This is a genomic window from Salinibacter sp. 10B, from assembly GCF_002954405.1.
In the GTDB taxonomy this organism is placed as follows: Bacteria; Bacteroidota; Rhodothermia; order Rhodothermales; family Salinibacteraceae; genus Salinibacter.
In genome coordinates, this window is sequence record NZ_MQWC01000004.1 from 749,222 (window position 1) to 774,004 (window position 24,783).

Consider the following 24,783-nt stretch of genomic DNA (forward strand, 5'->3'; position numbering starts at 1 on the left):
TGAACTCTGTCCCAATGCCTTCTCCATCGCATCACACAACGCAAGACTGTTTCTCCATGCCTGGAACCGCTTCCACCCCCACAAACACATTTCCGTTTGACCAGGAGGTCGTGTGGACGCCCGACCCCGACGTGGTGGCCGATTCGAATCTGCAACACTTCATCGATGAGCACGGACTGTCCGGGCTCGATGATTTGCGCACTCGTGCCGCCAACGATGTCGGATGGTTCTGGGCGGCGGTGCTCGACGATCTCGACGTCGAATTCTACCAGGACTACGATGAGATCGTCGATTTGTCGGAGGGAATTCAGCACCCGACGTGGTGTGTGGGCGGCGAGATGAACATCGTCCACAACCTTCTCGACAAGTGGCAAGGCACTCCCGTCGAGGACCAGGTTGCTCTCCGGTGGGAAGGCGAAGACGGAACGACTCAGACCTTGACCTATGGGGCCCTTCATCAGCGCGTGTGTCGATGTGCCAACGCGCTCCGCGACATGGGATTGGGACGGGGCGATCGAATCGGGCTCTACATGCCCATGACGCCCGAAATCGTGATCGCCTTCCTTGCGATCATCAAGATCGGCGGCGTCCTCTTGCCTCTCTTCAGTGGCTACGGGGTGGGTGCGATTGTCACCCGACTGCAAGGCGCCGAGGCGAAGGCCCTGTTCACGGCCGACGGCTTTGCGCGCCGGGACTCTCCCATCAAAATGAAGGAGACGGCGGACGAGGCTGTTCGCCAGTGTCCATCGGTCGAGCACGTCATCGTGCATCGGCACCTTGACCGAACGGATGTGCCGATGACCGAGGGTCGGGACGTCTTCTGGTCGGAGGCACTGGCGGGCCACGACGATGAGGCCTACACGGAGCGTACGAAGGCCGAAGACGTGGTGATGATCATCTACACGAGTGGCACCACTGGTCCTCCCAAGGGGACGGTGCACACGCACTGCGGCTTTCCCCTCAAGGGCGCGCAGGACATGTACCACTCGATGGATCTGAAGCCAGAAGAGACAATGTACTGGATGAGCGACATGGGGTGGATGATGGGACCGTGGCTGGTGTTCGGCACCCTGACCGTCGGCGCCACCATGGTGCTGTATGACGGGGCCCCCGACCATCCGGATCCGGGACGTCTCTGGCGCATGGTGGACGATCACGAGGTCACGCACCTGGGGGTCTCACCTACCCTCATCCGGGCCCTCAAAACCCACGGAAACGAGCCCGTCGACGCCGCCGATCTATCGAGCCTGCGGGCCATTGGCTCCACCGGTAGCCCCTGGGACCCCGAATCTTGGATGTGGTGCTTCGAAACGGTGCTCGATGGCGAAAAACCCATTCTCAACTACTCCGGCGGGACCGAAATTTCCGGGGGCATTCTCTGCGGCAATTTCTTGGAGCCCTTAAAGCCGGCCGCCTTTTCCGGTCCTGTGCCTGGCATGGACGCCGACGTGGTGGACAGTGAGGGCACCCCGGTCCGGGGCGAGGTCGGCGAACTCATCCTTCGAAAGCCCTGGATTGGCATGACCCGGAGCTTTTGGGGTGACGATGATCGTTATCACGACGCCTATTGGAGCCGTTTCGAGGACGTGTGGGTCCACGGCGACTTCGCCGCCATCGACGAGGACGGCCTCTGGTACATCCTGGGGCGCTCGGACGATACCATCAACGTTGCGGGCAAGCGCATCGGCCCCGCCGAAATTGAAGCTCTCCTCAATGCACACGAGGCCGTGGCAGAAAGTGCCGCTATCGGGGTCCCGCATGACGTCAAGGGATCGGAGATCGTCGCCTTCGCGGTGCTGCAGCCCGAACACGACGAGAGCGATGCCCTGCGTGCCGACCTCATGCAACAGGTCGTCGCCGAAATGGGCAAACCGCTCAAGCCTCGTGAGATTCTGTTTGCCGATGCTCTTCCCAAAACGCGCAACGCCAAGGTGATGCGCCGCTTGATCCGGGCCGCGTATCTCAACGAAGACTTGGGCGACACATCAAGCCTGGAAGACCCCAATACTGTCCAGGCAATTCAAAACGCACGGTGAGACAGAACCATATGGGGACATTCGTCGTTTCTTTACACGTATTCAATCTCAGGATGGCTCGCCCGCTCCGGTCATGCCCGGCTTCTTCCGATCGTTGCTTTTCCTGCTTCTGATCGCCATTGCCTCCACTGCCCCAGTTCCAGCACAACCGAGAGGCAGCACCATTACTGGGACTGTGGTCGACGATAGCACCGGCGTGCCACTGCCACACACGCATGTCTTCATTTCCCGATCAATGACGGGCACAACCGTCGATGCCGACGGGCACTTTCGTCTGACCGGTATTTCCCCCGGGGCCAAGCGACTATACGTGACGCGACTGGGGTATGAGCCTACCCAGGTGAATCTCGTCCTTTCTTCGGATACGACGCTCACGTTCGATTTCCGTCTTCATCCGACCGTAATTCAGGCGGACACGGTTACGGTCTCCGCTCCGCGGGATAAGGACTGGTACGAACGACTCGACCGATTCGAGCGGCTATTCGTCGGTGCGTCCGAGATGGCCGCACGCTGCCGCCTGACCAATCCAAAAGTGCTGCAGTTTGACACGGCCTGGTGGGGCAAATTCTCGGCCAGTGCCTCCCGTCCCCTTATCTTCGAAAACCGTGCCCTGGGCTACCGCGTCACGTACTACCTGAAAGACTTCGAGGTACGGGGAGACCTGATACGCTGGGACGGTGAGCCCGTCTTTGCCCCTCTTTCCCCTCGCGACTCGGCAGAAGCTGCTCGTTGGGATGCCAACCGACGCAAAGCCTTTTACGGCTCGCTCCGCCACTTCCTCCTCGCGTTGATCAACGACCGGATCGAGGAGGAAGACTTTCGAATGTACCGCCTGCCTCGGGCCCAGGCGTTTCGGGCCATGGAACGGGCAGATCGGTTTCCGATTGGTCGGGACAAGATTGTGACTGGACGAGAGGATTCGCTGTATACCCTGAGCTTCCGCGGCATCCTGGAGGTCCAGTACGAAAGCGAATCCGAAGCCCACGCCTATCTTGAATGGGCTCATGCCCATCGTGCCCCGAAGGACTATCAGACGTCCCGCATCCGCCTGAATACTCATCCCATTCACGTGGACCGTCAGGGCAACATCGTAGAGCCGTACGGTACCACACTCTACCGGTATTTTGCATTCACCCGCCGGATGGCCCAGCTTCTTCCCCGGGGCTACCGCCCCTCCGACACCTCCCTCACCGCCACAGTGTCTTCGAACTGACCCTAGAAGCCGTTTTCATTTCAGACGCTGCGAGTCTGGCGGACGCAACGACCGTGGTTCCGTGTGCCTTCCCGTCGGAGAGGCACCCGTATACGCTCCGTTTTGCGATTGGACGATTGGTCCATGTCAGTCAAACTGAAGCTGTCAGGTTCCGAATTGAACCCGCTGTGTTGAACCACGGCATTCTGCGGCCTGAATACAGTCCACTGGCCCATCGTCCCACCCGACTTGGAAAACGGGATGCACCACTCGTGCCCTCAATGCTATCCTGAAAATGTCCCGATGGACGGAACTGGACGCCCCACAGCCCACACGTTCTGCTAGACACGCCTCGAGCCTCTTAGCGCCAGAAAGCGTTCTCATGGTGCTCAATCTCAGGCTCTGCCTCTGCCAACACGATGCCTACGACGTCAAACCGGGACGGTGCTCCCTCTAGTTGTCGCTCGTGCAAATATGCCCGCGAGACTTCAATAAGCGACCGCTTTTTCTCATCGGTCACCGACGCTTCGGGAGGCCCGAATCCGGAACCACTTCGGGTTTTTACCTCAACGAAGACAAGCTCTCCTCCCTTGTCGGGATCCAGGCACACGAGATCGACCTCGTTGCGCTCAAACCGGTAATTCCGTTCGAGTACGCGGTACCCTTCGTTTTTCAGAAACTCCGCCGCAAGATCCTCGCCTCGATCTCCGATGTCTTTGGTGCTAGGCATGAGCACGAAAAAGCAGTTAAAACCTTACGTATCTTGAGAAGCGTCGCCTTTATCCCCCTCCGAAGGCGCTGTATCAAGTGCATCCGCCGCATCGATCAACGTACGGATGACCGTTTCATTTTGATTTTTGACGAGGGGTAAAAGCACTCCTGAGACACGCTCAAAAACGTCGATGAGTTCGATGAGGTTCTGAATCCGCTGGTAGAGTTCACGATCGGCTTCGGGCCGATCCTCCAGCGACTGATCGTTCGGGATGAGATGCTCGGCAACAGCCTCCAGTTGGTCCCGCACCGGCCGAACCTCCTGCCGCTCTCGTTCTTCGATGATGCGAGCCGTTACCTGCCACACGTCGGTTTCCGCAACGTAATGGTCTTTTCGCGAGTCGGGCACATGTGTCTTTTCCACGAGGGACCACTCCACGAGAGATCGAAGATTCATGTTGGCACTACCGCGACTGATCTGGAGCCGCTCCATGATCTGGTCTGTATTGAGAGGCTGCTCCACACAATACAGCAGGGCATATACCTGTGCCATTGTCCGATTTATGCCCCAGCTAGAGGCCATCTTCCCCCAAAAGGCGACAAATCGATCGATGGCCTCCGCGTGCCGAGGACTTGTCTCAGAGGTGTTGAAAGGCGAATCTGAGAGGGTCATATCACCATCCGACCGCTCCGACGGTAGTTCGATTCGTAGATCATGCGGGCAAGAACACGGAAGCCTACTCCCGCTGCCCTAGCAATTGTTTCTATTCTCCCCTGGTAGGTCCCTCCGTCGGTTCGCTACTCCCCTCCGTTGCTCCACGTCTCATTACGAATCGACCGTCATGATTTGTACCTTTTCCTCGCACATCATCCTTCTCCTCAAACGCCTCCTTTCCGAATGAGCGCGGACGCGTCGATTATTACCCTCACCACCGACTTCGGCACCGAGGACGCGTACGTCCCTGCCATGAAGGGGACCATGCTCTCCATTGCGCCCGAAGCCCGACTCGTGGACGTCACCCACGAGATCGCCCCCCAAGACGTCATGGAGTCGGCGTTTGTCTTGCAGTCGGCCCAGCCGTATTTTCCCGACGGCACCATACACCTAGTCGTCGTAGATCCGGGAGTTGGAACCGAGCGGCGGGCCGTCGCCATTCGCGAGGATGGACACTGGTATGTGGGCCCCGACAACGGACTCTTCCCGTTGGTGATCGAGCAGGACCCGGACGCCATCGTGGAGCTGGACAATCCTGAGATGTGGCGCACCTCGTCCCCAAGCTCCACCTTCCACGGCCGGGATATTTTTGCCCCTGCCGCTGCTCATCTGGCTGCCGGTCGCTCACTAGAAGAATTGGGCTCCCCCGTTACGTCCCTGGAGCCCCTCCGCTGGGCAGAACCTTTTATCGAGTCCAATTCGATAGAGGGCTGGATTACTCACGTTGACCACTTCGGCAACTGCATCACCAACGTGCGCCGCTCCACTCTCCTCGACATGTTGGAACTCGACGAGGAGGAGTCCCTCGATGAATCCTCGCTCTCGTTGGAGGTATATGCTGGGAATACGGTGCTCGATTCGATCCACTCAACCTATGGGGACGTCTCGGGAGAGGATCCACTGCTGCTGTTCGGGAGTACCGGATTCCTGGAGGTGGCCGTGAACGGGGGGAACGCCGCAGAACTGTTGGACATTCGAAAGGGCGATTCCATCAAGATCGCTCTCTCGCAGTCGGCCTGAACGCTCGCGAATGTGGGGGCACTCCGCCAGCCGCAGTGTTTTTTTGCGTGCGACCGGAGTGTTGCTATCTGTAACTCTTCAGGAAGGCCAGTGGAGTGGCCCCCTCCTGTCCGGTCGTTTCGAGTGGAAGGAAGCCGTCGCCCGACCGGAGCCTTTTCCCTGAACCAAATGTCCCGAACAGGCACGGACTGAGGGCTTCCCTGCACCGACCTGCCCCCCATCGACCTCGAACAACTACTCCGACAAATGTGAACTCGATCGTTGCCAGTCGACTCTCGGATCGTTTGGTCCTCGTGCACTGATGGCTCCCCGCCGGCTCCAGGAACCGGAGAAAATCTCGTTGCGCTATCGACGATGCCAGGCCAGTCAGTCGCGCCCCCCGACGAGTACAGCGTCCCCCGTGATGTTCCCGGTGGGCTCGATGCCGAAGAGCCCCCCGTTTGTGGCGCCGCTGGAGTCCAACGGCGCTACAGAAGTGATTTCGGACGGAATCGCTACACGTACGCGGCGCGTCGTGACTCCCCACGTTCAAACTACTGACAGTTGACATCGCACTAGGCAGCCTGCCGCAATCTCACTCTCTTCAGTTGGACTCCCTATGGCTTCCTCGACTGCCTCCTCCTCTCTGGCCCGTCACGTACAGGCCCTCTATCCCCTGGCCCGTGTACTCGCCGGCGATAATGAGGCCGCTGCGCTCGTTGAGGACGTATACGACCACGCGGCGAACATGCCGCCCGACGAGCGACCCAGTGACGAGCGGTCCTGGCTGTTCCGTCTCCTGATCGACCGCCGGCACGGGTCCCTCTCGTCGACCGATGCAGAAATCCCCTCCGGAACCGAAACTTCTTTCACGGACGACCCCTTTCGGCGAGAGGTAGCCGAGCAGACGGCCAAACGCAAACTGCCGGTGGCCTTTGCGGCCTGCTCTCTCCACGAGCGCGTGATTCTTGCTCTCGACGTGCTGGCTTCTCCCTCCGACACAGCACTTGCCACGGCCCTGGACACAACGGAAGCCAACGCCCGCACCACTCGCGACCAGGCCCGATCGGCCCTCCGCGCCTCTCTTCGAGACGTGCTGAACGGCCCCGAGCGGATGCTCGTCGATGTGGCCCTGCCGGACAAAGCTCTCCGTGCCCACCTGCGCACGCTACTGGAGGACCGATTTCAGCCTACGCCCTCTTCCCTGCGCGCAACGGTTCGCGACATTTTGGAGCGGGCCCGCGCGAAACGGGAGGCCGACGCTGCGGACTCGGCGAACGCCTCGACGGGCTCCTTGCTGTCTACAATTTCCAACTGGCACTCCGTCCGCCCCCTCGTCTGGACGCTTGCCCTGGTCGGCGTCTTTGCCGTCGGCATCGCCGGATGGATGTATCTCTCCGCCTCCCCCCCATCGCCGTCCTCTCCGCAAAGCATTGTGGACTTGTCCGTGCAACGGGCTTCGGAGGTGACACCCGCACAGCCCGTCACGAGTGCCGATGAAGCCGAAACGTACATCCGGGCAACCTGGGGCCGTCGCGTGTCCGTCCCCTCGATCAAAAATGCCTCCCTGCGGAGCGTGAGTCGCTTACAACCGGGGAGAAACGTCACCGTACCGGTCCTCCTGTACGACGACCCGCCGGAAACAACCCGCATTGCCGTCTACGCTTTCAGCTACGCACTACTCGACCGCCTCGGGAGTCGGGGCACTCTCGACCGTGCACTCCGGACAAAATTGGCCACCAACCAATCTCTGCTCGACGAGACGCATGACGATCAGAGCGTGGTCCTGTGGCGCCAAAAGGACGATATCTTCGTAGCCGTGGCCCCGCATCTCGCCCCGTCCTCCCTCCGAGGCCGGATCCAGCTTTGATACAGCAGCCGGGACGAGTTGCGTCCCCCCTCTGGCCCCTTCTCCTTCTCCTCCAGCAGAGCTCATCACGAATCCGGTAGCTCCACCCGAAAGGTAGAGCCCTCGCCTACGGTCGACTCGACGAGTTCAAGCGTGCCGCCGTGGTACGTTTCGACAACTCGGCGCGCGAGACTGAGTCCGAGTCCCCACCCCCGCTTTTTCGTGCTGAAGCCCGGCCGAAAGACGTTTCCCCACTGCCGGCGTTCAATGCCGGCTCCGGTGTCCTCCACCTCCACGTAGACCCGGCCGTCCTCCCGTCCGCCGGTAACGGCAATGCGGCCGGTCTCGTCCTGAATTGCGTCGAGCGCGTTCTTGAGCAGATTCTCCATCACCCAGGCAAAAAGCTCCTGATTCACCTCCACCTCCAGCGCTGACGGCAAATCTACAGCGAGTTCCACGTCCTGCCCCCGGTGCGGCAACCGACGCCGGATGTAGGTGGCCGACTCCACAACGATGGGCACAAGGTTGCGCCGTTCCAGCTTCGGTTGGGAGCCGATGTCGGAGAACCGATTGGCGATGCGTCGGAGCCGTTCCACGTCGTTTTCGATCTCGTCGAGTGCCTCCGCTCGTTGCTCCTCCTCCAGCTCCGACGACCGCAGCATCTGAATCCATCCCATCAGGCTGGACAGCGGGGTGCCGAGCTGATGGGCTGCCTCTCGGGCCATCCCCATCCAGAGGCTGCTCTGCTCATTCCGCCGGATGTAGGAAAAGCCGAGGTAGCCCACCAGAATGAAGAGCCCCACGAACAGAAACTGCACCCACGGAAAGATGCGAAGCTCCTGGATGAGCCAGGACTCATCGTAGTACAGGTACTGGGTGAATTGCGCTCCCGACCGTGCGGTGATGCTCTCGTCTGCCGTCGAAAGATCAACCCGAATCGGAATGGGCTCAAACGTAGCGGCCATCTCCTCCGTACGGCGACGGAGCTGTCGGAGTGCCACCGAATCCTTCGTCGCCAGAGACGACAGGGTGTCGGGAACCTCTACGTTGCGCCAGAAGCGTGGATGCCGGCCGGTCGAGTCCGTTATGATGGCCGGGATGCCAAACCGATTCGGCTCGATGATCTCGTTGAGAATAAAATTGAGCTCATTCGTCGGCGGCATGGTCTGTGCCCAGTCGACGGCTTGCTGGTACCGTGCCAGCTGTTCGACCGGCGGCCGGGCGGGGGGATCGCCCTGCTCCACCCGACGGAGATAATCTTCCAGGGCCCGGAAGTCACTCAGGTGGGGATTAACGGACTGTCGCTGCGCCTTCACCACCTCGGCGTGGGCATCGGCCCAGAGCTGAATGAGGGCCTGCTCCCGCTCACGGAGGCGGTCCACCAGACGCTGAGTGTAGAGGAGCGACGCAACGGCAATGACGCCCGCCAGCACAATGAGTCCAAGCTTCAGGCGGACGGACCAGCGATACGTGTTCATGAAAGAAGGTCCTGTTCGTCGTTCCGAAAACAACCACGGGACGGCTTCCCAAGGACCAGACCCGCACTGGTTCCCACCCCCAGACGCCCCACGCGCTCCAGACGGCCCAACGGGGGACAATACATAGCAGAGCGCCGCTGGACTCCAACGGCGCTCTGCACAAATGCTCTACAATGTGTGGACTCTGATTCGGTCACGGCAACCAGCAGTGCCTCAACGGGAGGCCTCCGCCAGGTTACGCCGCTGCAGGCTGTTCCACATCCGAAATGATCTGGTCGCGGCGCGGGCCATTCGAGACCATGCCGACATCCACGTCTAGATACTCGCCGATGAACGCCAGGTAGTCCTTCGCTTCCGTCGGCAATTCGTGGAAGTGACGCACGTCGGTGATGTCCTCCGACCATCCCGGCAAGGTCTCGTAGACGGGATCGACTTTTTCGAGGGTCTGCGCCTCGCTCGGAAAGCGGCGGGTTTTCTTGCCGTCGTACCGGTACTGTGTACACACCTTGAGCTCCTCCATCCCCGAAAGGATGTCGAGCTTTGTAATGGCCAGATCGTTAAATCCATTGATCATGCTCGTATAGCGGAGCGCAACAAGGTCGAGCCAACCACAGCGGCGTGGACGCCCGGTCGTAGCTCCGAATTCACCGCCCTTCTGCCGAAGCGCCTCTCCGGCTTCGTTGTCGAGTTCGGTCGGAAACGGCCCGTTGCCCACCCGGGTGCAATACGCCTTGGCGATGCCAAGGACGCGGTCCACCGCCGTAGGTGGCACCCCAAGCCCCGTGCAGCACCCGCCGGCCGTCGGATGGCTGGACGTCACGTACGGGTAGCTGCCAAAGTCGACATCTAGCAGCGATCCCTGCGCGCCTTCTGCCAACACATCAGCCCCGTCGTCAAGTGCGTTACAAAGGTACTTCGACGTATCCGTCACAAACGAGTCGATGCGCTGGTCGAACTCGACATATTCCTCGACGATGCGATCCACATCGAGGGCTTCCGCGTCGTAGATGTCTCGGAGAATCGCGTTCTTCTCCTCAATCGACCGGCGCAACTTCTGACGAAGAACGTCGCGGTCCAGGAGGTCCACCACGCGGATGCCGCTGCGCGCAAACTTGTCGGTATAGGCCGGGCCAATTCCTCGGCCCGTCGTGCCAATCGCATCGTCGTCTGAGGCCGAAGCCCGTTCTTCCTCCTGCGCCGCCTCCACCGCCTTGTGATAAGGCATGATGAGGTGCGCATTGTGAGAGATCTTGAGCCGATCCTCCACCTCGATCCCCAACGACTGGATTTTTTCAATCTCGTCCAGCACGGCCTTCGGATCGAGGACCACCCCGTTCCCAATCACACAGGTCACGTTCTCATGGAAAATGCCACTCGGAACGAGGTGCAAGACAAATTCCTCGTCGTTTCCCTCTTCGTCTTCCCAGACGATCGTGTGCCCCGCGTTGGCTCCTCCTTGATAGCGAGCCACGACATCGAAGTCTGGACTCATGAGATCGGTGATCTTCCCTTTCCCCTCGTCTCCCCATTGGCTTCCAATGACAATTGATACCGGCATTGCGTTCGGCGTACGTTTGTTAAGCAAGCAAGCGTGGAGCATCCGGCCGTGCCGGACACTGCTACGAACGGAAACAGATCGGCGGCGGTCCCGTCGTGCGTTCTCGTGGGGCCGCAGCAGCCGCATCTCCGTCCGATAGCAGGCAAACACCGCCTGGAGCTCCGTAATCAAAAGCAGCGAGCGAATGGCTCCGGAATCCAGACCGGCACAGACGTGCCCCCAGATTCCGACGCTCTGCACGAGCTGTAGTCAAAATGCCGAGCCCAATGAAGGGCCCCCGCGTCACGGCAACGCAATTCCGTGCCAATCGGACGCATCCTCGGCAGCACTCTCGAATCGGATCGCAGGACCCGCCCGCCTAACATCGTCCCGCGCACATCGCCTCCACGAGCTTCGTCCTGCGTCGGAGCAGGTACGGCCTGGAGACGAGTTTCTCGCCCTCTCGGTTAGGCCGGCTGTTCGAGACGACGCTCCAGTTCGACGATCGTGGGAGAGGCGACAAAGATCGACGAGTAGGTACCGATGATCACCCCAAAGATGAGGGCGAATGAAAAGCCGCGCAGCACCTCACTTCCGAAAATAAATAGCACCGTCACCACGATCAACGTCGTGACTGAGGTCACCACCGTGCGGCTGAGCGTCGCATTGATCGACTTGTTCACGATGCTCGGGAAGTTTTCCGTCTTAAAGAGATTCACGTATTCGCGCACGCGGTCAAACACAACCACCGTATCGTTGAGCGAGTAGCCAACAATCGTCAAGAAGGCCGCGATGATGCCCTGATCGATCTGGAGCGAAAACGGCACAACGCCGGCCAGTATGGAGAAGAGTCCGAGCGTTATTGTGACATCGTGCACGAGCGCCGCCACAGCCCCCACGCTGTACCGCCACTCAAACCGGACGAGAATGTAGAGGAAAATCACCGCCAAGGCTCCAAAGATGGCGTAAATGGCCCCTTGTCGCAGATCTTCCGCAAAGCGGGGCCCAACGACACTGGTCTTCTCCATCTGAGGATTGGCCTCTGGGAACTGCTCTTGGATCGTCGAGAGAATCTGGTTTTGGACCTGGGTGGTATTGGCCTCTCCCTCAACCGAGGCCCGAATCAACAGACTGTTGTCCCCAAACGTCTTCACTTCGGGCTGGCCGCCCAGGGGACCCGTAAGGGCCGATCGCACCTCCACAGTCTCAACATCCCCCATATTTCCGACAACGAACTCGAAGCCCCCTCGGAAGTCAATGCCCAGGGCTAATCCCCGGACTAACAATGAGAGGATACTGACGGCAAGGAGGGTACCGGAGATGATATATCCAATCCGGCGACTCGATACAAAGCTGTAATCAGCGTTTTCAAACAGGCGCATAAGACTCCGATTGTCCTTAAAATCACGTCACAAAGGAATGCAGCGGCCCTCATCCTAGCCGTAGCTTACGTCCATCCGGCGCTCCTCGACCATGTAGTCGAAGATAAGGCGCGTCACAATAATGGCGGTGAAGAGCGACGACAGAATCCCGGCCATGAGCGTCACGGCAAAACCCTGAATAGGACCGACACCAAAGGAGTACAGAATGACCCCCATAAAGAATGTCGTGATGTTGGCGTCGAGGATCGCGCTGAGCGACTGCTCGTACCCCGCCGCGATAGCGGCCTTCAGCGTCTTGCCCGTGTTCTGCTCCTCACGCACCCGGTCGTAGATCAGCACGTTGGCGTCCACCGCCATACCGATCGTGAGCACGATTCCAGCAATTCCTGGAAGCGTAAGCGTAGCGTTGAACCCGGCCAGGATGCCGAGAATCAGGATCACATTTAGCAGCAGCGCCACGTCGGCTACAATGCCGGCCGTGTGGTAATACATGATCATGAAGAGCACGACGAGCAGAAGCCCGACAATGACGGAGATGAGTCCCGCCCGGATGGATGCATCTCCAAGGCTGGGTCCCACGGTGCGCTCCTCGATAATGTCGACCGGGGCCTGCATGGATCCGGACTGCAGGATTGTGACCACGTCCGCCGCCTCCTGCCTACTTTCGAGGCCGCTGATCTGGGAACGACCGCCCATGATCGGCTCGTCGACGTTTGGATAGGAATAGACCAGTCCGTCCAGCACAATGGCCACCTGCTCTCCCACATTCGCCTTCGTCACGCGCCCCCAAATCCGAGCGCCCTCCGAATTCATGCTCATCGAGACCATTGCCTCGTTGGTCTGCTGACGAAACTGCACGGAGGCTTCCGTGATCACGTCGCCGGTAAGCTCCGGCTCTGTCCGGACGGAGAGCAAGCCGTACGTGTTGTCGGTGCCCGGGACGGGATTGGCCGTCCATAGAAACTGAGTCCCGGACGGAATCATGCGTTGGACGTCAGGGTCGGAGAGCAAATCATTCACCTGTGCCGTGTCCGGTCCCTGAACGTACCCGACCGTGGGGGACCCCTGCCGGGGGAGCGGCTGCATGACGGCGAGGAGGGGATTTTGGGGGCCACTGCCACTCTCAGCACCGGGCTCGGTAAGGGACGTGCCCTCCTGCGATTCTGCATCCTGCTGTGACTGTGTGGCGAGGGCCGTGCCCTCCGTGGTCTCCGACGTGTCGGTGCCGCTCGTCTGCGTGGTCGTGTCCGCGGCAGCCGCGTCTGCAATGCGGGCCGAGTCAGCAGCAGACGGCTCGTAGTACTCAATGATGCGTTGTACAGACGCCTGCAGTTGCTGTGGATCGCCCATCAGGTGAAAGGTCAACTGGGAGGCACTCTCCAGCAGGTTTCGGACGCGCTCCTCCTCTTCCACCCCCGGCAGCTCCACCGAGATGCGGCGGCTGCCCTGCTTCTGAATCGACGGCTCGGTTACGCCGTAGCGGTCCACGCGGTTGCGAACAATCTGCATCGCATTATCCACGGCATCGCTCACCTGCGTCGTCAGGTAGTCCTGCACCTCTCCGTTTGAGGAGCGCCGAGTGATGCCGTCGGCCTCACTCCGGTAGTACCGCGAGAGTCGGCCGTCCGGATTGCGCGATTCAAATTCCTCCACAAAGGCATTCACCACGGAGATGTCTTCCTGCCGGGCCCGCTGTCGGGCCGCACTGAGGGCTTCTCGAAAAGCTTCGTCTTTGCTGGACGCCAGTTGGTCGAGCAGGTTGGACACCTGCATCTCCAGGGTTACGTGCATGCCCCCCTGAAGGTCGAGCCCCAGGTTGAGGGACGATTCGCGAATGCTTTCCAGTCGCTGACGATTCTCCTGCCGGTACTCCTGGCGTTCCTCCTCTCCCATCTGGTCCATCTGGTACGAAACGTACAGATTTTGGACTGATGGGAAGAGGTAAAAACCACAGAGCCCGACGAAAAAGATGGTAAGGCCTAACTTAAATCCGTTCCCCTGCATTTCAGTTGATCGCTCAGTTTAGCAGTCAAATCGACGATATAGCGTCTCCCAATCATTCGGGATAACACGCGGACGGACGTCTTCCCGTTCAGACAATGGACGTGCACACCGTGATTAAGTGACACTATCGCTCGGTGGGCCGCCGGCTCGTTCGTCGTCGGATCCGTTCGATCGATCTCCGATGAGAGACGGCCCAATGGACGCGGCCGACACTAAGGACCCATTGGACGGGCGGCGACGAGCAAGCGGGCAAGCCGGCCGGACGGCACAAACGGCACAAGACGGGAAAGAACGGCCGGATCGAGCCTCACGACGGATGGGAGAAGAGCAGTGCCCTGCCGCCCCGCATGGTAGCGCTCACGGGCCTGCGTCAGGGTCTCCTGCGCCACTTCTCGTACGGCCGGGAGGACCATACGAGCAAGGGCAAACAGCCCGACACTCCGCAATGTAAGGGCGAGGAAAGTCATGACGGCAGACGCCAAACAATCGGTGGGCGACGGAAGCAGGAATAACGTATTCGTGCGGATTGTTCCTCTCAACCGAGCATTTCCGAATTGGCGGGGGCTTCACGGCCGCCCCTCTCGTCTCCAATCCCCCCACTTGAAATTGACCCCGAGCGCCCTGCCCTCTGGAACGCATCGAGTCCAGCGTCGATTCTCGCTCTTCACCCCTACCGTTCTTGTCTCTAGCTGCCAATGTCCCCCACGAGCCACGGCTCCCTCACCACCGACGACAACCTGCAACTCCATACCCAGCAGTGGACACCGGAGGACGCCTCTCGCGCCGTCATCGTTCTCGTTCACGGGTACGCCGAGCACTGCGGACGATACGGACACGTGGCGCAGGCCCTCGTGAACGAAGGGGCCTCGGTTTTTGCCTACGACCAGCGCGGCTACGGGCGATCAGAGGGAAGGCGTGCCTACGTCGCGTCGTTTGAAAACTATCTCGACGACCTTGCCCTGGTCTTGACCCACGTACGCACCACTCAGCCCAATCTCCCCCTCTTTCTCTTTGGTCATAGCATGGGCGGGCTCGTCGTGCTGAAATACGTTCTCGACCGGTCCCCGTCCGTACGAGGCCTGATGCTGAGTGCCCCAGCGATCGAGATTAATCCGGACCTCGCTCCCCTTTTACGCACCCTCGCCCAAATTCTCGGACGCTTCTTCCCCACTCTTCCAACAACTCGCTCTCCGGAGGGCGCGATTTCTCGGGACCCCGACGTGGTCGCGGACGCCGAACAGGATCCTTTGAACTACCACGGCCGGGTGCCGGCCCGAACCGGCGCGGAGATGCTTCGCGCCGGGGATGAGGTGCGCGATCAGCTTGATGCTCTGCAGACGCCATTTCTCGTATTTCACGGCACAGCCGACCGGCTGACAACCCCCAACTGGAGCCGACGCCTCTACGAACGTGCGTCGACTTCCGATAAGACCCTTCACCTCTATGACGGACTCTACCACGAAACCTTCAACGAGCCGGAACAGGCCACCGTACTATCCGACCTCACAGCGTGGCTCCGGGATCGAGTCGAGGAGTGAGAGGCTTCTGAAAAATTCGTGTCTAACCACCGTCCGTCCCGGCCCGCAGCGGAACACTTCTCGCGTTCCACTGCGTTCCGGACCTGGTATTCGTACTGTGATTCAGAATCCGGGTAGATGGTCGGCCTTGAGCGCGAAACGGAACGCCCCGGTTCGCACCTAAGCCCGGGCTGTCGTTTCGCCTCCCGACCTCAAAGCCCGGTTCTGCGTTTCCGCCGTTTGCACTGGACAGACCCCGTAGCCCTCATGCCAACGTACACTTATCGCCGCGAAGACGGAACTACCTTCGAGGTCCGGCAGAAGATTACTGACGATCCACTGGACACGTGCCCGGAAACCGGGCAGGACGTGGAACGCATCATCACAGGCACCGGAGGCCTCATCTTCAAAGGCGAGGGCTTTCACGTCAACGACTACGACGCTCACGGCCCGGCAGATGAAGGCAGTGACGGCTCCTCAGATGAGTAGCCCTCCGGGTTCCGTTCCCTATTGTCGCCCCCCCGCCACAAAGGACTCAGGAAATGGTTTTGCACTCGAAGTGGAGCAGTTGGGCGTCGTCCGCTTCGACGTGACGGCCCAGGCTAAGATGGCCAGTGCCGTGAAGGCGAAGTTGCTCTCGGTGGAGAAACATAACCTCTTCGTCCCCAATCTGGACGTAGGTCCCGTTCGTGCTACTGTCGGTGAGCATGAACGAGTCGCGCTGGCGTTCGATCACGGCGTGCATTCGCGACACCCGTGAGTCGGCAATGCGGAGATCACTCTTCGATCCGCGCCCGAGCATCAGGGGCCCCTGCTCCACAGTAATCGTCTCGTCTTTGTAGCGTAGCGACAAGACGTTTCGATCCTGATCCTGCACAGGCTCCGGATCTCGACTGTCAACCACTGTGAGATTCGAGCCGCTCTGCTCTCCCAGCAGCTCTACAATCTCTACGGGCTCCTCCTTGCCGCGAAGCGTGGTTTCGCCCAGGTTTCGCGTCCGGCTCTCAAAAAAATCCGGAAGCGGATCCAACGTCCGAGCGGTCGTCACCACTTGTGCTGCCCGGGCCCAATCCACGAGCCGGGACGCGGTATTCACGGCGTCGCCGTACACGTCCCCGTCGTCCTCCTGCACAACGGAGCCGTAGCACATGCCGACCCGAATCTCAATGCCCAGGGCGGCGAGCGTTTCTTCTTGCCGAACCGCCTGAGGAAACTTCGTCACGGCACTGGTGGCGGCAATCAATTCCGGGAAGGTGCCCATGACCTCGTCCCCAATGGTCTTGACGACCGTGCCGTTGTATTCCCGCACAACGTCGGAGATGACTTCGAGAACCTGCCCGACAATGTCGCGCGCCTTGTCATCCCCGTACTCCTCAAACAGGGCCGTGCTGTCGCAGATGTCGGCGAAGCAAATGGCGAGTTCAGTGGTACGGGACATCGGGGCAAGCGGATCGACCGAAAGACTGCGGAGGATCTGTCGTGTAGGAAACGTCCCCTTCGGCTTGGGGGGCTCACTGAAGACACCGGACGGGAAAGCGTGGGGCGCCCCATCCAACGGCGGAGAAACGCGCTAGCACTGCGCGCTCTGCCGGCTCCGTCACGTGCACTCGCACCTCCCACAGCCGTTCCGGCAAAATGGCTGTTCAATTGGAAGATCAAAAACCGTCTAAGACCTAGACGCCAAGGCGATAGAGAAACCGCAGAATGCAACGCTCTCGTGCCCGCCGCTCCTGCCCCCCACCAAGCCGCGCGGGTCGTCAAAAACACGATCTCCTACGGGAATGCTCCTCGCCGCCCCTTGCGTAGTTGTCGAGAGTCGTCCCAGCCCTATTCGTCGTCCTCATCCTCCTCGGACGCCTCTTCCAGGTCCTTCTCGTCAATGTACTTCCCTCCTAGGGACTCCTCGTCGATGTCCGACAGGTCAGAATCCCCCGTCTCGATGTCTGAAAGATCGTAGTCGGTTTCCTCCTCCCGACCCAGGACTCCCTTGAGATCCTCTTCTCCGGGTCCGTCCTCCATGGTATCCCCCCATGCACGCCCTCGGCCAACCCACTTCTCAACCTCACGGAACTGCTCCTCGGTCATATCCATCCGCTGGGCAATAGCGGCAATCTGTCGCCGCTCGACATCCCCGTAGGTGCCGTCGGCGTAGGCCAGTCGCATAAGCTCCTGCATCAGCAGAAACCGCGTCCCCGACTCCGAGAATTCGGAAACGAGATGATCCAGATCGAGGGGCGATCCGGCCTCCAGAATATCTTTCACGACCGACCGGGCTCGGTCCTCGAGCTCCCACGCCTCTGCGTACTGCTCGACCATCTCTTTCTCGTCGATGGTGACCGAATCATCGGCAACGGCAATATGGGCGAGGGCCTTCAGAAACGGTTCCCGGTCCGCCTCGTCCACTCGCGACACGGCCTTCATTCCGAGCGATTTTGACATAAACCTACACCAGAGCTGAGTAAAAAGGGCGTCGACATGATAAGGCTGTAAATGAATGTCTCAAACCCCGTTCCGGAAGTCAAGGAATGCAAAGTTCCCCCTCAATGTTTGACGGAATTTCGTTCCGTCCCTGCCCTCATTTCAGACGAGATTCCGACGTGTATGGAGGGCCCGCCCCGTCCCGACGGACGGCAACCCGTAGCGGTCCGCACTCGATTAGCTAAACTGATACTGTTGAATTAACGCTGCCCCTTCAGACACGACGACCTTTCCGGCACTCGTGACGGGTATGGCCAGAACCATCCCTACGACCCCAAAGAACTGCGCCGCAATCCACACCGCAATCAACACTTCCAGGGGGTGTAGATCCACAGCTTTCGCAAACACGAGCGGTTGGATGAAGGCCTCATCCGCAATCTGAATGGCGAGGAAGGCAACCAACACGAGCGCCGCTGCCGAGGGATCTCCCGGGGTCGCAAGCTTAATGAGCACCCCCACGCTCCCCCCGAGCAACGATCCTGCGTACGGAATGACGGTCGTGATGCCCGCCAGGAGGCCCACCAGCACGAAGGCCGGCACGTTCAGCACCCACAGAACAGCCGTGGAGAGAAGAGCAATGATGGAAATCTCGAGCACAAGGCCCCGGAAGTAATTTCCGAGCTGAATGTCAATTTTGTGAAGGGCCTCTAGACTGAATTCGAAATACCGGTTCGGGACGAACCGAATGAGTCCCCGCTTGATGCGTGGACCATCCCGCAGCAAAAAGATGGCCATAAAAGGCACCAGAATGACGTTAGTGACAATCCCGAGGAGGTTGGGGGCCATGCCCACCAGGCCGCTCGTCCATCGCTCGACTGTCGCGTTCATCTTCTCCTGGATCTTCACCTCCCCTCCCCCAATGGACTTCGAAATGCTGCTCATCCGCTGGTCGACTCGCCCCACGACGCGGGTGATACGATCGATCTCGGTTTTTGCTTCTACGTCCTGAATTTGCTGCTGTACCACCGGCCCAAGAAGAACACTCCCCCCAACCAGCACCAGGACCAACAGCCCAAACACGATGAGGGTGGCATTGGTGCGGCTTGTGCGCACCTGGAGCCGACTGACAAGCGGGTTGAGAAGGTACGCAATCAGGGTCGCAACCAGCAGAAGCTGGGCAATGCCCTGCATGAAGTAAAGGACCAAGACCGCCCCCCCAAGAAACAGCAGCCCCCGAATCCGGCGCAGAAAATCCTGCACAAGCGCCGTCACGGAACGTTCGTTCTCGGATTGCGGCATGGCAGTCGGGCGTGCAGAACAGATTGACCGGACACCGACACGGTGTCTCTATGAGCGCGCCTCCTCATTCGTGAACTCGTGGAGCTGCTCGCGAAGCTCTCGGACCTGCTCGTTGGTCTGGATGAGCCGCTCGCTGATGACTTGGGACATGCGAAGCAAGAGCTGAACGCCGAGCGACGGGTCTCTCTCCACAAGGCCCAGCAGGTCGGGGCGGAAGAGACCGTAGAGAACCGACTCCGTCCGGGCCACGGCCGTGGCCGAGCGGGGGGTCTCATTCAACAGGGCCAATTCACCGAAAAAATCGCCGTCGGACAGTTCCGCCAGGGTGTCGTTCGTTGGTTCGTACACGATCTCAATTGTGCCCTCCCGGATGATGTACATTCCCACCCCTGGGTTTCCCTGATGAAAAAGGACCTCGCCCGGATCATACTCTCGTCTGTGCAGAATCGACTCGACGGCCGACAACTCCCCGCTCGACAGCTCGTCGAACAGCGGAATCTCGCGGAGCAGAGTATGGACGGACGTTTCGTCCGTCTGTCGGAAAATGTTGTCCCAGAAGCTGTCCACAGTGCAGGGGGCGGATTGCTCGCTTTGCAGGCCGCTCGGCCCACCGCGGCGAAATCACCTATAACGTACAGCCCAGTCTGCACAACGTCTAGCACTGCAACACAATGCTCCTAACGGGCCGCAGATCTCCTTCTGGTTGCTAGACACGAGGATGAGACCGTCCGGTGCCCTACAGAGGAGTCACACCGAATCGCGTGCAGGAGGTGCCGTGTCAGTCGGCCTTTCGTGGGAGCGGATGTGAGGACGTGTGGAGGGATGGACGCGCGCCCCTCCACATATCCATTCGTCCAGCCCTTCCTCCCTTAACGAAGCGCGCGGAGTTCGCATCAGATGCCATTCAGGAGCACCGTGATCCGATGGCCCCGCTCCCCAACGGATCCCATACGGCGCCCCTATCGCTCCACTCCGTCCCCTCTACTCTCTCTCCTCAAACACTGCAGCGGCTTCATCCGCAATCCCAAGGAAGGACTCCGCCTCCAGACTCGCACTCCCAATGAGACCGCCAGTCACGTCCGGCTGCGACAGAAGAGCATGCGCATTGTGCGGCTTCATGCTCCCGCCATAGAGGATTTCAATCTGGTCGGCCACGTCAGTGCCGTATCGTTCCGAGAGGTCATCTCGGATCACCGCATGCATATCCTGGGCCTGCTCCGGGGTGGCGGACTCACCGGTCCCAATGGCCCACACCGGCTCGTAGGCAATAATCAGATCGTCGGCCGCCTCCACAGTGACCCCATCGAGCGCTCCTTCGAGCTGCGCGTGCACCACCGACTCGGCATCCCCTGATCGTCGCTGATCGATCGTCTCCCCCACACAGATGATGGGCACCAGATCGTGACGACGAGCCTGGCGGGCCTTTCGGTTCACCTCTGCGTCCGTCTCGTCGTAGTACTGTCGTCGCTCCGAGTGCCCGATGATGACGTGCGTGCATCCAGCCGACGTGAGCATCGGAGCAGCCACGTCACTCGTAAACGCCCCCTCTTCCTCCGCGTGCACGTCCTGCGCCCCGAGGGCTACGGGACTGTCTTGCAGAGCCGCCCCTACCGCCTGCAGATGCACAAACGGGGGACATACGGCAAAATCGAGGGCTTCGTACGTAGAGTCCGCCTCGTCAATTCCGGCGGCAATGTTCTCCGCCAGTTCGACGCCGCGCGGAAGATCTGTGTTCATCTTCCAGTTTCCAGCAATAAGCATAAGGGTCTCAGATTCGTCCAGGGTGGAATGAACAACCGGGGAACCGAAGTCACGGGTCCCCTACTTGCAGGCTTCGTAAGCGCGAATGGTCGGTGGAATGTTGAGGTATTCGCGCTCCTTGGTCACATCCGCAAAATACTCGCGCAGCGGCTCTTCAAGATGGTTGTAGTACTGGTACACCAGGAACTTGCCATCGTCGGCCAGTACGTCGTGGGTGGTGCGTAGCAACTCGGCCCGCGTCTCCTCGTCGAGGAAGGAAAACGGGATGCCGGACACGATGTAATCGACCTCATCGAAGCCGTGATCATCGAGAATCTGCTCAATGCGCTCGGCCCGCTCCTCCACCACAATGGCTCGCGAATCCCCAGCCGTCATCTCTTCAAGCGTCTCCACGAAGTCGGGATTGCTTTCGACGAGAATGAGGGTGGAGTCGGACGTCATGTTGTCGAGGATGTACTTACTAAAGACCCCGTTTCCGGGCCCATACTCGACAATGACGGCCGGTTCGTCAAAGTTAATCCACTTACAAACGCGCTTGACGAGAAAAGACGAGGACGGCACAATTGCCGCAACGTCCTGGTCCTGAATGAAATTCTTGATGTACGAAATCGTACCCGTTAGTGTCGGCACGAGTATGTAGGCTAGCTTTGGAAAGAATATCGAGCGAACAGCGGACGACCCACTGCCCTCAACACTGGCACAGTGTCCCGCCCGCAGAGAGAACGCAATCGATCGCCATTGCCCGCACAGGGCGTACTCTCGTGAAAATGCTGTCGCACGATTCGATGCTAAGGTAGCACCACAGCCTGCCTTCTTTCAAGCAGACCTCCCCTTCACTTCATGAAGGATTGCTGAGAAGCTGCCTACGATCCGTCATCGAGAAGTCGTGTCAAATCTTCCTGGAATGCAAGAAAGGCCGCGCCCGAGTAGCGTCCCACCATTTTTCCCTCTTCATCAATGAGAACCCGCGACGGGACATCGGCAATGTTGTAGGTCTTGGCTAGCGGCCCGTCGATGCCGCCGGGCGCGATCACGTGGTGACCGGGAAACGAACGATTTTCGGTAAATGCCTCATGGAGCAGCGTGTCCGGCTCGACCGAAATTGACACAAAGGCCACCGAGTCGGCCCGTGTTGCGCGGTAGAGGGCATTTCGAGTGGCCATTTGTCGTGCAAAGAGATCATCACCGGGTCGGTAGTACTCAAGCACGACCGGCCGCCCCCGGAGCGCTTGGAGGGCCAACGAATCTCCCGACACGGTTGTGGCCGTCAGGCTCGGCGCCTCCGTTCCGGGCAGCAGGTTGTTGACTTCGTACGTGGCCCGGTCCGCCCACTCCGCCCATTTGGTGTTCGGGTACTCGTTTTTGAGCTTCTGGGCCGCCGCCAGGGCCGCATCGGCTTGCAGGCTGTCAATGAAAGCACGAACCCGGGCAGCTTGCACCCCCGCTCGCTGCTGATTGGTCTGCGCCCACTTCGCAAACGTGTCGAGCAGGTCGAGAGCCGCCGCCTGCCCGTGCAGCCGACTACTGGCTCGGCGCGCAATCTGTGCCACTTCGACGAATCGGGGATTCGACGGCTCGATTTCCTTGGCACGGGCCACGACAAGCGAGTCGTTCCACCCCGATAGCAACGAGAGAGATTCCGTAGCGGCCAGTTGGCTCGCATACGCCCCTGGGAACGTCTCCTGCAAGTTCCAGAGCGTACTGCTGGTCTGCCGAATACTCCGGCTCATGGTGGTTGAGTCGCGAGCGTCGGTCTGGAGACGTTTCACGAGGGTCCGGCGGTGTTGCGCCATCGTGTTGCGGTAAGCACTGAGCGCCGCATTCTCGGAGGAACGAACAAAGAACCGGCGGCCCTCGAGCGGCAACTCCACCTCCAGGGTCGCCGAGTCGCCACTGGCCACAACATAGTCGGTACTCGCCAATCGCCGCTGTCCCTGCCGTCCCCAGATCATAAGCGGATAGATGCCCCGCTCGGGCGCCGCCACGTTCATTTGGAAGCGGCCGTCTGTGCCCGTGGTTGCAATTCCGAGGGTGTCGATGGACCGCCCGTTGGCGTCAGCCACCAGCACCCGGAAGCCGCTATAGTCACCCGTTGCATCGATATCGGAGCGGACGGTAATTCGCCCCTCGACGTAGCTCTCGACGGCGTCGGGCGCCGACTGACACCCTACGCCCAGAACGACGGCTAGTGCGAAGAGAATCCCCCACCGAAGTCTTCCTCGGAGGGACCGATCATCGTCTCGACGTACGCAGGCGTTCCTCATCAACCCTCTTTGCTTACACAACAATCAGTTTTGAATCCGAGCGGACGTGCCGCCCGCCTCGATCCCTGAGGGGTCGAGGATCGGCCGACTACTCCTCAACCCCTTCCTTCCGCGCCTCCAGCTTGTCACGAAGCATCTCGCGCACAAGCTGTGGGTCGGGCGACCCGTCAAAGCGCTGCATGACCTGCCCGATGAAAAATCCAAGCAGTCCGTCTTTGCCTCCGAGATACGTCTCTACCTGCTCGGGATGGTCGTCAATCACTGCCTCCACGACCGGTTCGATCGCTCCGGCATCCGTCACCTGAATGAGGTCGCGCTCATCCGCAATCTTGCCGGCACTGGTGTCATGCTCTTTCAGCATCACCTCGAATACTTCCTGCGCTCCGTTCGAACTTACCTTATCCTCCACCCGCAGGAACGCAAGCTGTGCCAGCCGCTCGGGCCCAACCGGCAGCTCGTCGATCGCAATGTCCTGTTCGTTGAGCACACGCATCACCTCGGTCATCACGAGGTTCGAGACGAGCTTGGCCTGTGCATCGGTATCGCCGCCCTTCGTACGTTTGTAGAGCTCATCAAGCGCAGCCTCGAAATAATCGGCGACGGCTCGCTCTTCGGTGAGGACGCTTGCGTCGTACGGCGGGAGTCCCACCTCGTCCACGAAGCGCTGTTGGCGGGCGCGGGGCAATTCCGGCAGATCCGCTTCCACGTCCGCGATCATCTTGTCGTCGACCTCTACCTCTACGAGATCCGGATCCGGCATGTACCTGTAATCGTGCGCCTCCTCCTTTGAACGCATGGGATGCGTGGTCCCAGCGTCTGGATCCCACAACAGCGTCCGTTGCTGAACCGAGCCCCCCTTCTCCAGCGTGGCAATTTGGCGCGTAATTTCGTAGTCGAGCGCCTTCTCGACGTGGCTCATCGAGTTCAAGTTTTTCAGCTCGGTCCGCGTCCCGAATGCCTCTCGTCCCCGGGGCCGCACACTTACGTTGGCGTCGCAGCGCAACGACCCTTCCTCCATGTTGCCGTCGCTGATGTCGAGATACCGCACCATCTGACGGAGCCGCTTCAGAAAAAGGTAGGCCTCGCGCGGCGTGCGCAGGTCTGGCTCCGTCACCATCTCCAGCAGCGGCACACCACAACGGTTGAAGTCGAGTCGCGTCTTGCCCCCCTCCTGGTGAATGGACTTGCCCGCATCTTCCTCCATGTGGATGCGAGTGAGCCCGATCCGCTTCGAGTCGGGCCGGGAGGGCCGTCCACCCTCGGTGTCCTCGTCCTCCCCAGGGTAAATTTCGAGGTATCCGTCGTAGCAGATGGGCGTGTCGTACTGTGAGATCTGGTATCCCTTCGGCAGGTCTGGATAGAAATAGTGCTTCCGGGCAAAGACCGAGCGGGGCGCGATGGAGCAGTGCGTGGCCAATCCCAAGCGGAGTGCATACTCGACCACCTTCCGGTTGAGCACGGGAAGCGTGCCCGGATGGCCCAAGCTCACGGGGTCAACCTGCGCGTTGGGCTCAGCCCCAAAGGCCGTGGCGTCGGTACTAAAAATTTTCGAGTCGGTCTGGAGCTGGACGTGCACTTCAAGGCCGATGACCGGCTCGTAGGTCTCGTACGCCATACGTCG

General features: G+C 60.1%; 21 protein-coding genes. 6 read left to right on the top strand and 15 right to left on the bottom strand.

Annotated elements, in window-relative coordinates:
- Positions 1 to 56 precede the first annotated feature (56 nt).
- A complete protein-coding gene (locus tag BSZ35_RS03345; protein ID WP_105011127.1) occupies positions 57 to 2,036 on the top strand; it encodes an AMP-binding protein in 1,980 nt (659 codons plus the stop codon).
- A gap of 73 nt (positions 2,037 to 2,109) precedes the next feature.
- Positions 2,110 to 3,249: a carboxypeptidase-like regulatory domain-containing protein gene (locus BSZ35_RS03350; RefSeq protein WP_105011128.1), complete on the top strand. Its 1,140-nt coding sequence runs from the start codon at positions 2,110 to 2,112 to the stop codon at positions 3,247 to 3,249.
- 340 nt (positions 3,250 to 3,589) lie between these two features.
- Here BSZ35_RS03350 and BSZ35_RS03355 read toward each other — a convergent pair whose 3' ends face one another.
- Both BSZ35_RS03355 and BSZ35_RS03360 read right to left on the bottom strand, forming a co-directional pair.
- On the bottom strand, positions 3,590 to 3,958 hold the full coding sequence (locus BSZ35_RS03355) for a YraN family protein (protein ID WP_105013703.1): 369 nt from the start codon (positions 3,956 to 3,958) through the stop codon (positions 3,590 to 3,592).
- 24 nt (positions 3,959 to 3,982) lie between these two features.
- Positions 3,983 to 4,612, bottom strand: coding sequence for a MarR family transcriptional regulator (locus BSZ35_RS03360; RefSeq protein ID WP_105011129.1), 630 nt, complete (start codon positions 4,610 to 4,612; stop codon positions 3,983 to 3,985).
- A 225-nt stretch (positions 4,613 to 4,837) separates the two neighbouring features.
- On the opposite strand from BSZ35_RS03360, the gene BSZ35_RS03365 reads away from it, so the two are divergent.
- Complete coding sequence (locus tag BSZ35_RS03365) at positions 4,838 to 5,674, top strand: SAM-dependent chlorinase/fluorinase (protein WP_105011130.1); 837 nt, start codon at positions 4,838 to 4,840, stop codon at positions 5,672 to 5,674.
- Between the two features lie 598 nt (positions 5,675 to 6,272).
- Positions 6,273 to 7,523 (top strand): hypothetical protein, encoded by a 1,251-nt coding sequence (locus BSZ35_RS03370; protein WP_105011131.1) that lies wholly within the window; start codon positions 6,273 to 6,275, stop codon positions 7,521 to 7,523.
- 65 nt (positions 7,524 to 7,588) lie between these two features.
- Here the strand turns inward: BSZ35_RS03370 and BSZ35_RS03375 are convergent, their stop codons facing one another.
- The 5 genes from BSZ35_RS03375 to BSZ35_RS03395 form a co-directional block, all read right to left on the bottom strand.
- Positions 7,589 to 8,980, bottom strand: a complete 1,392-nt coding sequence (locus BSZ35_RS03375; RefSeq protein ID WP_105011132.1) for a HAMP domain-containing sensor histidine kinase — start codon at positions 8,978 to 8,980, stop codon at positions 7,589 to 7,591.
- A 235-nt stretch (positions 8,981 to 9,215) separates the two neighbouring features.
- Positions 9,216 to 10,538, bottom strand: a complete 1,323-nt coding sequence (locus tag BSZ35_RS03380) for an adenylosuccinate synthase (RefSeq protein WP_105013704.1) — start codon at positions 10,536 to 10,538, stop codon at positions 9,216 to 9,218.
- 446 nt (positions 10,539 to 10,984) lie between these two features.
- The gene (gene secF / locus BSZ35_RS03385) at positions 10,985 to 11,899 is read right to left on the bottom strand and encodes a protein translocase subunit SecF (protein ID WP_105011133.1); all 915 of its coding nucleotides are present in this window, start codon (positions 11,897 to 11,899) and stop codon (positions 10,985 to 10,987) included.
- Positions 11,900 to 11,953: 54 nt separating this feature from the next.
- Positions 11,954 to 13,903 carry a protein translocase subunit SecD gene (secD, locus tag BSZ35_RS03390; protein ID WP_105011134.1) on the bottom strand — a complete coding sequence of 650 codons (1,950 nt, stop codon included), beginning with the start codon at positions 13,901 to 13,903 and terminating at the stop codon, positions 11,954 to 11,956.
- Between the two features lie 212 nt (positions 13,904 to 14,115).
- A complete protein-coding gene (locus tag BSZ35_RS03395; protein WP_105011135.1) occupies positions 14,116 to 14,370 on the bottom strand; it encodes a hypothetical protein in 255 nt (84 codons plus the stop codon).
- A gap of 228 nt (positions 14,371 to 14,598) precedes the next feature.
- Between BSZ35_RS03395 and BSZ35_RS03400 the strand changes: the two genes are divergently transcribed.
- A complete protein-coding gene (locus BSZ35_RS03400) occupies positions 14,599 to 15,441 on the top strand; it encodes an alpha/beta hydrolase (protein ID WP_105011136.1) in 843 nt (280 codons plus the stop codon).
- Between the two features lie 246 nt (positions 15,442 to 15,687).
- On the top strand, positions 15,688 to 15,909 hold the full coding sequence (locus BSZ35_RS03405) for a zinc ribbon domain-containing protein (protein WP_105011137.1): 222 nt from the start codon (positions 15,688 to 15,690) through the stop codon (positions 15,907 to 15,909).
- A gap of 46 nt (positions 15,910 to 15,955) precedes the next feature.
- Here the strand turns inward: BSZ35_RS03405 and BSZ35_RS03410 are convergent, their stop codons facing one another.
- From BSZ35_RS03410 to gatB, 8 genes are all read right to left on the bottom strand, one after another.
- Entirely contained in the window at positions 15,956 to 16,858 is a 903-nt protein-coding gene (locus BSZ35_RS03410) for an adenylate/guanylate cyclase domain-containing protein (RefSeq protein ID WP_105011138.1), read from the bottom strand.
- Between the two features lie 389 nt (positions 16,859 to 17,247).
- Entirely contained in the window at positions 17,248 to 17,859 is a 612-nt protein-coding gene (locus BSZ35_RS03415) for a TerB family tellurite resistance protein (RefSeq protein ID WP_146109985.1), read from the bottom strand.
- A gap of 216 nt (positions 17,860 to 18,075) precedes the next feature.
- On the bottom strand, positions 18,076 to 19,137 hold the full coding sequence (locus tag BSZ35_RS03420) for an AI-2E family transporter (RefSeq protein WP_105011140.1): 1,062 nt from the start codon (positions 19,135 to 19,137) through the stop codon (positions 18,076 to 18,078).
- A gap of 48 nt (positions 19,138 to 19,185) precedes the next feature.
- Positions 19,186 to 19,704, bottom strand: coding sequence for a cyclic nucleotide-binding domain-containing protein (locus tag BSZ35_RS03425; protein WP_181149162.1), 519 nt, complete (start codon positions 19,702 to 19,704; stop codon positions 19,186 to 19,188).
- 414 nt (positions 19,705 to 20,118) lie between these two features.
- Positions 20,119 to 20,898 (bottom strand): triose-phosphate isomerase, encoded by a 780-nt coding sequence (gene tpiA, locus BSZ35_RS03430; protein WP_105011142.1) that lies wholly within the window; start codon positions 20,896 to 20,898, stop codon positions 20,119 to 20,121.
- A gap of 60 nt (positions 20,899 to 20,958) precedes the next feature.
- A complete protein-coding gene (locus BSZ35_RS03435) occupies positions 20,959 to 21,528 on the bottom strand; it encodes a 16S rRNA (cytosine(1402)-N(4))-methyltransferase (protein ID WP_258096052.1) in 570 nt (189 codons plus the stop codon).
- 233 nt (positions 21,529 to 21,761) lie between these two features.
- A complete protein-coding gene (locus BSZ35_RS03440) occupies positions 21,762 to 23,162 on the bottom strand; it encodes a TlpA disulfide reductase family protein (protein WP_105011143.1) in 1,401 nt (466 codons plus the stop codon).
- A gap of 88 nt (positions 23,163 to 23,250) precedes the next feature.
- A complete protein-coding gene (gene gatB / locus BSZ35_RS03445) occupies positions 23,251 to 24,777 on the bottom strand; it encodes an Asp-tRNA(Asn)/Glu-tRNA(Gln) amidotransferase subunit GatB (RefSeq protein WP_105011144.1) in 1,527 nt (508 codons plus the stop codon).
- Between the last annotated feature and the right edge of the window lie 6 nt (positions 24,778 to 24,783).